Raw genomic sequence first — 2,176 nt, 5'->3', positions numbered from 1 at the left:
GTGGTGCTTGAGACCGGGCCGGGTGTGTCGGGGGTGGTGGTCGGGGATCGGGTGTTCGGGATGTTCAACGGTGCGTTGGCGCCGGTGGCGGTCACTGATCATCGTCTCCTGGCCCGGATTCCGCGGGGCTGGTCGTTCACCCGGGCGGCGTCGGTGCCGATCGTGTTCCTGACCGCGTTTTACGCGTTGCGGGATCTGGCCGGTGTGCGGGCGGGGCAGCGGATCCTGATCCACGCTGCGGCCGGTGGGGTGGGGATGGCCGCGGTGCAGTTGGCCCGGGCGTGGGGATTGCAGGTGTACGCCACCGCCAGCGCCGGCAAGTGGGACACCCTACGCCGGATGGGTGTGGACGATACGCACCTGGCTTCCTCCCGCGATCTGGACTTCCGCCGCGGCTTCCTGACCGCGACCGGTGGGGAGGGGGTGGACGTGGTGCTCAACGCTTTGGCCGGGGAGTTCGTGGACGCGTCGTTGGACCTGCTGCCCCGTGGTGGCCGGTTCGTGGAGATGGGTAAGACCGACGTGCGGGACCCGGCCCGGGTCGCCGCGGATCACCCTGGGGTGGTGTATCAGGCGTTCGACCTGTCCGAGGCCGGCGCTGACCGGATCGGGCAGATGTTGGGCGAGATCCTGGCCATGTTCGCCGCGGAGGTTCTGCAGCCCCTGCCGGTGAGGGTGTTCGAGGCGACTCACGCGGTGCAGGCCCTGCGTTATCTGCAGGCGGCCCGTCATGTGGGCAAGGTGGTGCTGCGGCTACCGGCCGGTCTGGATGCGGGTGGCACGGTGGTGGTCACTGGCGGGACCGGTGTGTTGGGTGGGTTGGTGGCCCGGCATCTGGTCACCACACACGGGGTCAGGCACCTGTTGCTGTTGTCCCGGCGCGGCCCCGACGCGGCCGGGGCGGCGGAGTTGGCCGATGAGTTGACCGAGCTGGGTGCGCGGGTGCGGGTGGTGGCGTGTGATGTCGCTGACCGGGATGCGCTGGCGGAGGTGTTGGCGGGGGTGCCGGTGGAGCATCCGGTGGTGGGGGTGGTGCATACCGCGGGCGTGCTTGATGACGGGGTGGTTGAGGCGTTGACGCCGCAGCGGCTGGAGACGGTGTTGCGGTCGAAGGCGAATGCGGCGTGGTGGCTGCACGAGTTGACCCGGGATGCGGATCTGGGTTTGTTCGTGGTGTATTCGTCGGCGGCGGCCACGCTCGGGTCGCCGGGGCAGGGAAACTACGCCGCGGCGAACGCGGTCCTGGACGCCCTGGCGCTGCGGCGGCAGGCCGCGGGTCTGGTGGGGCAGTCGTTGGCGTGGGGGCTGTGGGCCTCGCAGTCGGCGATGACCGGGCATCTCGACGAGGCCGACTTGGACCGGATGCGACGCGCCGGCATCCTTCCCATGTCCCCTGAGCAGGGCCTGGCGTTGTTCGACGCGGCAATACGCACCGACCAGCCGCAGCTTGTGCCGATGCGGGTGGACCTTGCCGCGCTGCGTCGTACCGGGGCTGGTGGTGTGCCGCCGTTGTGGCAGGTGTTGGCCGGTGGCTCGACCCGTCGGGCGGCGTCCACCGCCGATGCGCGGGTGGATCTGGCCGCGAGGTTGGCGGCTATGGGGGGTGAGGAACGCCAGCGGACGGTTCTGGAGCTGGTGCGGGCACAGGCTGCGGTTGTGCTGGGCCATGCCGACCCCGCGGCGGTTGATCCGGGCAGCGCGTTCCGTGAGCTCGGGTTCGACTCGTTGACTGCGGTGGAGTTGCGTAACCGGTTGGCCGCCGCGACTGGGCTGTCGTTGCCTGCCACGCTGGTCTTCGACTACCCCAGTGCGGAGGTGTTGACCGACCATCTGACGGGCCTGCTGCTTGGTAAGAAAGCTGCCGTGGCCGTCGCGCCGGTGGTGGTGGGTGCGGGTGTCGATGAGCTGGTGGCGATTGTGGGGATGGGGTGCCGGTATCCGGGTGGGGTTGATGACCCGGAGGGTTTTTGGCGGTTGCTGGTCGAGGGTGTTGACGCGGTGAGTGGGTTTCCCGTGGATCGGGGTTGGGATGTCGGGTCGTCAGATGATCCGGGTCCGGCGGGGTCGGAGACCAGTTATGCCCGCGAGGGTGGGTTCCTGACTGATGCGGCGTTGTTCGATGCGGGGTTCTTCGGGATCAGTCCGCGGGAGGCTGTGGCGATGGATCCGCAGCAGC

Annotated in this window: 1 protein-coding gene; it reads left to right on the top strand. The window is 69.4% G+C overall.

What is annotated here, in order from left to right:
• A partial coding sequence (locus tag ACZ6O5_RS31230; protein ID WP_465981917.1) for a type I polyketide synthase occupies nucleotides 1-2,176 on the top strand: 2,176 nt, incomplete at both ends.

Source organism: Micromonospora sp. NPDC049201 (assembly GCF_055586805.1).
This window is presented reverse-complemented; position numbering and strand designations above follow the sequence as displayed.